Origin of the sequence: Paenibacillus sp. P22, from assembly GCF_000469945.2 — a bacterium.
Lineage (GTDB): Bacteria > Bacillota > Bacilli > Paenibacillales > Paenibacillaceae > Paenibacillus_O > Paenibacillus_O humicus.
Genome location: NZ_CBRA020000141.1, coordinates 1 through 7,637, shown reverse-complemented (window position 1 = coordinate 7,637; position 7,637 = coordinate 1). Strand labels below are relative to the sequence as shown.

5 protein-coding genes are annotated in these 7,637 nt (G+C 59.6%); all 5 read right to left on the bottom strand.

Features of this window, described 5'->3' with window-relative positions; genetic code table 11:
• Positions 1-520 (bottom strand): hypothetical protein (locus BN871_RS28560; protein ID WP_198158067.1); only part of this gene is annotated, 520 nt, incomplete at its 3' end.
• 23 nt (positions 521-543) lie between these two features.
• A complete protein-coding gene (locus BN871_RS18725) occupies positions 544-3,135 on the bottom strand; it encodes a hemoblobin-interacting domain-containing protein (protein ID WP_021881659.1) in 2,592 nt (863 codons plus the stop codon).
• 158 nt (positions 3,136-3,293) lie between these two features.
• Positions 3,294-4,439: a response regulator gene (locus BN871_RS18720; RefSeq protein ID WP_021881658.1), complete on the bottom strand. Its 1,146-nt coding sequence runs from the start codon at positions 4,437-4,439 to the stop codon at positions 3,294-3,296.
• Positions 4,436-6,223: a histidine kinase N-terminal 7TM domain-containing protein gene (locus tag BN871_RS18715; RefSeq protein ID WP_048748324.1), complete on the bottom strand. Its 1,788-nt coding sequence runs from the start codon at positions 6,221-6,223 to the stop codon at positions 4,436-4,438. The genes BN871_RS18720 and BN871_RS18715 overlap by 4 nt, the downstream gene beginning before the upstream one ends.
• Positions 6,224-6,483: 260 nt before the next feature.
• On the bottom strand, positions 6,484-7,637 hold a 1,154-nt coding region (locus BN871_RS18710; RefSeq protein WP_048748323.1), incomplete at its 5' end, for a multidrug effflux MFS transporter.

Genomic DNA, 7,637 nt, shown 5'->3' with positions numbered 1-7,637 from the left:
GTGCCGGAGTTGCCGCAGCGCCGCCGCCTGTGGAGCCGCCTCCTGTCGCCGGCGTTGGCGTCGGCGTCTCTGTTCCCGTTGGCGTTGCTGTTGGCGTCGATGACGTCGTCGGCGCCGTTGTCGGCGTCGGCGTCGAAATCGTTCCATCGCCGCCTCCATTGCCCCCGCCCGTTGACGAAGCCGTCACGTCAAAACGCCTGCTGTCCACCTGGGTTCCTTTTCCGGCAACGGCCGTATAGGTACCTCCAGGCTCTCCCGCGCCAAGCGTGAACGGAGCTGCGAAGCTGCCGCCGGTCACCGGCACGATATCGAAGTAGACGATGCTGCCGTCGGGCCGCAGCACCTTGACGATGATCTCGTCCAGGGAAGAGCTGCCCTTGAGATCGACCCTTTCCCCCGCCTTGACCGCCGGAACGGCATCAAGCGCAACGGCGGCGGAACCGGCGGCGGAAGCCGCCGGCGCCACGAGGGCGAGGCACAGCGTGAGCATCATGACAAATTGCAGCACTCGCGAATTCACGTTTGGTTTTCCCCGCTTCCTCATTAGTCGTTGTAGCCGTTCCGCAGCATGGCTTCGTCGATTTCCGCCTGTGTCTTGACCGTGCCGAGACTAAGGCCGAGATCCATCGTGCCGCTGTCGAAGCTGCTGACGAGGAACGCCTTGACGGTATAGGCTTTGGATGCCGCATCCGATACGTTGAACTTCACGGTATAGGTGCCCGTTCCGACCATGAGCTCGCTCGAGGCGATGCCGACCGGCGTCGTGCCGTCGAACAGCTCGAAGACGACAGACTGGGTTCCGGCATTGTCCGACTGCGCCTGGTTGTAGATGAACACTTTGGCGGCAATGCCGTTTGTTTTCGTGACTGCGGGCGCCGTCATATAGAAAATATCGGAAGATTTGAAGGCTTCCCCGTCGAATGCTCGGGTGCCGTAGCCTTCAGCCTCGACCTCGATCAAATATCTGCGGTCTTTCAGGAAGACGCCCTTGGCGATCGTCAGCTTGCCGCCGGCGACGCTGTACTCCGCATCGGTCAGATCCCGGTCTCCGGAACCGCTCCATCGGTCCCATACCTTCACGTTGCGGATACGGCTGCTCCAGCCGCTGTCGTCATCCGATTTCAACACCGTATCGGCATCGCTGAACAGATAGCCGGTGAGCCGGGAGTCGCTTTGAGCAATGGTCATTTTGAGCTCTCCGCTCGCCCTGTAGCGATGCGAATCGATGAAGGCGCCGGCGGCGATCTTCACCTGAACGGTTCCCGCCTTGATCGGATCTTTCAGGAAGATGCCCGCCTGATTTCCTTGCAGGACGACTTTATCGCCAGCGGACAAGGTCTGATACGTCGCTCCGTTGTCGCTCGAGATCGAGATCAAATCGTACAGACGGGATCCGCCGTTCTCGTCGGCTGTCAAATCCACCAACTCTTCCGAGTAAGGATTTCCGAAGTAAAGGCCCAGGAAACCGCCCTTCAAGCCGACATACCCGCCTTGCAGACTGATTCCGTTCCCGTTGTTGACTTGGAAATACCACGTACTGAAACTGCTGTTTGAGTAGTTGCCTGCAAGATCCTTGACGGCTGCCAGATTGCCATAGATATAATAAATCGAGCTTGAAAACGATTCAAAATGGATCGTCAGGGTACGGCCCGAAACGGTTACCGTCGAACTGGACGGGAGAGGCTGGTTCATCCAGTTATTCCGCCAATAAACATTGTTTTTGAACGTTGCGATGTCTTCCTCGCTCATGGCCAGATCCTCATTGAAGATAAGCGTCAGATCCTTGAGATCGGGCGAAAGCAAATAATTGACATATTCCGGAGGTGTCGTATCCGCTATGTCTCCATCTGCATGTGCAGCCAGGTATGCGGTAACGACATTATCATTCGAATAATTCCCATTCGCGTCTTGGAGCGTCCCGCCCTGGATAGAGATCTGGGTCGTCTCCCCGCTCAGCGCTTTCTCCATATGCAGAAGCAGCTTGTTCCCTGTGATCGACGCCGTATCGCCAGCGCCCGGATTCCAGTTTCTGTTCGAATCCATCAGCCGGATTCTGGACTTCAGCTCGTCCAGACCAAAAAACGGCGTTGCATAGACCAAGCGGTCGAACGTAACCGTCACGTCATGATTGTCCGCGCTGAGCTCTGCGCTGCGGATCGCAGGCGGGCTCACGCTCAAGGTAAGCTCCGGAGTCGAGTTGCCCGAATCATCCTTCAGCAGGCCGGCGGCAAGCTTGAGCTTCGTCTTCGGCCCGGACACGAGCTTGAGATCGCCATTATAGCCGATAACCAGCTTGCTTCCGTTGACGCTTCCGTAGGCAAGACCATTCACGAGCGGGGAGAAATGCTCCCCATCCTGTGCGATCTGCAAGCTGCTCAGCAGGTAGGCTTCCTCATTCGTTTCGTCCGTGACATCGGCCGGATAGGAGATCTGTAGCGACTCGTCAAAATGCAGGCTGATCTCATAACCGCTGTTTCTCTTCTCGGCTCCGATGAAGGCTGGCGGCGTGATGTCCGCTCCGATGATGGAGTCAATGACAATGGACTGGGCATAAGGCTCCGTATCCTCGTCCAATACGAGTGCGTTCGCAGCGATAGCTACCGCGTTGCCCTTGCCGACCAGCGGCTCTGCCAGCGACAGAACGAGCTTGTCCGGATCGGCTGCGTCATAAGAGACTGTATCCGCCGTATCAAGAGGCGCAAAGTCTTCGGTGCCCGTCTTCCGGACGGTCACGGCGCTTTTCAAATCCTCTGCCTCATCTGCAGGCACGACGCTGCGATCGAAGGCGATGGTCAGCGTTTTGAAATCTCCGCTAAGAAAGCCCGTCACCTCCGGCGTGCCTTCCGACAGCAGGTCGCGCATCTCGCATTGCTTCCGCACGCCGCCTGCAGGATCATTTTCGAATGCTGCAACCGAGCAGGCGATCCCGTTCGTTGCCGTAGCGAACATGTAGCTGCTGCCGGTTCCAAAACGGACTTCCTTCGTTCCTTCAAACGAGCAAAAACCATTTTCATCCGCGCATTTCGTCCACGGACGATTGGTCGGCAATTCGCCTGCCGCCGACGCGGACGGCACAGGCAGGAAAGAAGAGGCAACCATGATTCCAAGCAGTCCTGCGATTAGACCTTTTTTCATACTCCCTTAGTCACTCCCAAAGAGATTAATAGCTTCTAAAGGAGTATAATGAGAGCCGATGACGGTTAAATGACAAACTTCGACGAAAAATCTATCTTTCATATGAAACAAAAGACCCATTTCGTCATTCGAAATGGGTCTTTTCCAATCATTGCGGTTCAATTCCTTTCATTCAGACTGTCCAGAGACTCGGCATAAAGCTGGTTGATCTCCATGGAAGGCCCTACGCCGAGCTCCTCCCTCAGCATCAGCTCGTATTCCTTGTAGCGGCGGATCAAGCCTTCCCGATTATGCTGCATGACGAGCGCTCTTATCTCCAGCCTGAACGTTTCTTCGTCCAGCTCGTTGTGGAGGCTCAGCTTGCCGAGCAGCAGCAGCGCGGCCGAAGCGTCTCCGAGATTCAGCAGCGCCACACATAGCCGCTGGGCGAAGCCGGAATACAGGAGGGAGAGCCGCTCGACCTCGCTCCACGCCCATGGATAATCCAGATCGCCGAACAGGCTGCCGGCATACATCCGCTCCAGCTCCATCGCCTGCTCCAGATTGCTCTCGTCGATGGACGCCAGCTCCCGGCATTCCTCCTCGAAACGAACCATGTCCACCTGGGCTTGGCTGAGATCGAGCGCATAATGATTCGGATCCGAATGAAGGCTTCCCTTCAGTCCGACCGTATCGAGCAGCTTGCGCAGCTGATAGGCGGTCGTATTGAGGTAGATTTCGGCATTCTTGAGCGGCTTCCCTCCGAAAATATCCTCGATGAGCCGGGCTCGCGATACAAGGCTGCCGCGCTGCAGCAGCAGGTAGGCGCACAGCTCGGCGCTCTTGCTCGACTTCCATTTGACCAGTCCCAGCGTGCTGCTGCGGATCTCCATCCGCCCGAGGCAGTTGATCTGCGCCTGCGGCAATACCCCAGCTGCGCTCTCCTGACGGCTCGTCTCCCGGCCCAGCTCCGCCATCGCCCGCAGCACCGTCTTCTGCAGCCGTTCCTGGACGACAGGCTTCACCATATAGTCGTAGGCGTACAAATCATACGCCGGCAGCGCGTAGGCGGTATGAGAGGTGACGAAAACAACCCTCACCTCGCTGCCGCGCTCGCGGAGCCGCTGGGCGAACGCAAAGCCGTTGTCCCTCGGCATCTGGATGTCGACGAAAACCATGTCCACCTCCTCCCCGCTCAGGAACGCTTCCGCCGAAGCGGTATCGGTGAAGCTGCCGGCAATTTCGATCCCGTCGCCGATTTTAGCCAGCATCCGTTTCAGGATCAGATGCATCGCTTTTTCATCATCGATAAGGACGACTCTCATCGTATCTCCCTCTTGTCCTCTTCCGCGGCATTCGCGGACGGCATGGTGAAATAAAAGGTGCTTCCTTGACCGGGAACGCTGTCGAACCAGATTTCCCCGCCGCTCAGCCGGACGAACTCCCTGCACAGGGTCAAGCCGAGACCGACTCCCCGTTCCCCGCCCGTTCCCTCGGAAGGAATGGAAAAGTCCTCGTTCAGCAGCGTATGGATCTGATCTGCGGGCACTCCCATGCCCGAATCGCGGACGGACACCAGCATGCTGTCTCCGGAGCTTGAAGCGCGCAGAAGGATGCGTCCGCCCGGTTTCGTGAATTTGACGGCATTGGAGAGCAGATTGCGGAGGACCAGGTCCAGCATCTCCTTGTCCGCATACACCGTCGCATCGGGAGCGATTTCGGATCGGATTTCGATGCCCTTGTCTTCGCTGCGGCTTCGGAGCAGCCGCACGTTGCGCAGGACTGCATTTTCCAGGCCGATGGCGACTGGAGCGAAGTTCATGCCGCCGCGCTGGCTGCGGAACCATTCCAGCAGGCTTTCGACCAGCTCAAATATGTTGCGCACCTGGCCTCCCATCTCGCGGACGATCTCCTGCTCCTCCTCTCTGCAGTCCGTCGTCTCCTCCTCCAGCAGCTCCATCAGGTTGTGGAGCACCGCGATCGGATCCCGGATATCGTGGGCCACGACATTGAACATCTGATCCTTGAAGGCGTTCAGGTCGCTCAGCTGCCTGGCGTTCTCCAGCAGACGCTCCTCCGAGAGAACCGTATCCGTCACGTCGCGCAGGAGCAGCATCTTGCCGGTCGGCCTGGAGCGGTAGTCGTGGATTTCCGACAGCTGGACCTGGTAATGCAGGCCCGATGCCTCATCCCGAATCCGCTCCCGTCCGCTGAAATCGCCGCCAAGCGCAATCCGGCGTATCTCCGGCTGCCCCCCGAGCAGCGCCGCGACCGGCAGCCCGATGCCGTTTTTGCGGCCCAGCCCGGGAATGGCGCGGCAGGCCGCCTGGTTGAAGCCGCTTATGTTGTCATCGAGATCGAGCAGGAGAACGGCGTCCTGCATCGACTCGAACACTTTCTGCAGCGCCATGGGCGCCAGCCGAAGCAGGTTGAACTGATAGATGCCGAGCAGGAAAAAAACGCCCGAGAGGACGAATCCGAAAGGAGAGATGTCGATAGGAGTGTGCAGGCCCCCGCTCAGATGGACCAGTGTGAATCCGTAAGGCGCGCAGGAGCCGATCAGCATGAAGCCGACCTGCTTCCGCATTCGCGGCGCCGATCTCCAGTACATCTGAAGCAGCATTCCGGTCCCGATGAAGAAGAGCAGATAGGAATAAGCGGCATGAAGGAGGTAGAGCGGTCCGCGGACGATCCGGGCGAGCGGGAAGCCCTCCGAATAATCGAGCGTCAGGCTTCGGTAGAACAAATGATGCCATTCGTTCGTGTTGTGGGCAACGAACGTAACGATGGGGATGGCCATCGCCAATGCGACGGTCCACTTGCGTATGTAGGCCTCTCTGCCAGTGTAATGAAGCACCATGATCATCCAGAACACCGTGCCGAACGGAATGCCGATATATTCGACGCGCAGCCAGAAGCGGATCGCTTCCAGCGACGAGCTGACGATTTCGAACGCATATCCGAACGTATACAAAGCGGTTGTCAGAATGCCGAGCCCGTAGCTGACGGCGATCGGCAGCTCCCTTCTTTTCCAGCAGAGAAAGACGACGACGGCCGAGCAGGACGTAGCTGCCATCAACAAGGCCGATAGGTAAAGATTGAAGTTCATGCAGGGGGAGCTCCTCAGCGGAAGATAGGCCTTTCCTCCATTATACGCGCTCCCGATGACAGTACAATGACAAGATTCGACAAGGTTCAAGAGGTTGAAAAAAAGCCTCCGCCGGACGATTTCGTCCACACGGAGGCCGTTTCGGATTCAAGTCCGGGCGGGGGGCAGTTTCGAATACAAGTCCGGGCGGAAGGCAGTCAGCAGCCTTCTTCCCGCGGAACCGCCGCCTCTGACCGGAACGCGCTGGCCAGCGGCTGGCCTCAGCGGGTACGACGGCTGCCGAGCAGCGTCGCCATCGCGAGCAGGGCCAGAACTTCGGCGGCGGCGATAACGACCGCGAGCGGGAGGGCGCTGCCCTCGCCTCCGAGTCCCGACAGCGCAGAGAACGCCATTCCGGCGGCGAACTGCAGCATGCCGATCAGCGCGGATGCGCTGCCTGCGGCGCTGCCGGCATTTTGCATCGACAGAGACGTCGATGCCGTGCCGACGATGCCCACGCTCGACACAACGATGAACAGCGAGGCCATCACCGGGGCAAGGCCGCCCCCAAGCAGCACGGTCCCGAGCAGAGCGGCGCCGCCGCAGAGGGCGATCAGGACGCCGCTGCGGAACAGGCGCTCCGTGTCCATGCGCATGGCCAGCCTTCCGGTCAACTGGGAGGCGAGGATGATTCCGGCTCCGTTGAGCGCGAAGATGAAGCTGTACTGGGATGGCGACACCCCGTACAGCTGCTGCAGCACGAAGGACGAGCCGGAGATGTACGCGAACATCGCTCCCGACACGAGGCTCATCGTCAGCACGAAGCCCATGAAGGAACGGTCGCGCAGGAAGAAGCCGAAGCTGCCGACCGTCTGCCTCAGACCGCCCTTGGCGCGGCGCTGCGGAGCCAGCGTCTCCGGCAGCGCGAGCCAGGCGGCCGTGAGCAGGATGACGCCGAGAATAGCGAGGAACACGAACGTCCCGCGCCAGCTGACGAAGCGCAGCAGCTGGCCGCCGAAGATCGGCGCCAGAATCGGGGCGGCGCCGTTGATCAGCATGAGCTGCGAGAAGAATCGCGTCATCTCCTTGCCGGAGTAGAGATCGCGCACGACCGCTCTGGCGATGACGATGCCGGCCGCTCCGGAGAGGCCCTGGATCAGCCGGCAGGCGAGCAGCATCGCGATGCTGCCGCTGAAGGCGCAGAGCAGCGAGGCAGCCGCGTAGATGGCGAGAGCGGCGAGCAGCGGCTTTTTGCGGCCCCGGGCGTCGCTGAGCGGACCGGCCAGCAGCTGCCCGGCAGCCAGGCCGAGCATGCAGAACGTCAGGCTGAGCTGTCCGAGCAGCTTGGTCCCGCCGAGCTCGGCCGTCATTTCCGGCAGCGCGGGCAGGTACATATCCAGTGAAAAGGGCCCGATCGCCGTGAGCGACCCCAGCA

Bases quoted from the DNA above. Each gene is read 5' to 3' on its own strand.
- BN871_RS18720 (WP_021881658.1), bottom strand. From the start codon at position 4,439: ATGAGAGTCGTCCTTATCGATGATGAAAAAGCGATGCATCTGATCCTG.
- BN871_RS18715 (WP_048748324.1), bottom strand. From the start codon at position 6,223: ATGAACTTCAATCTTTACCTATCGGCCTTGTTGATGGCAGCTACGTCC.
- BN871_RS18725 (WP_021881659.1), bottom strand. From the start codon at position 3,135: ATGAAAAAAGGTCTAATCGCAGGACTGCTTGGAATCATGGTTGCCTCT.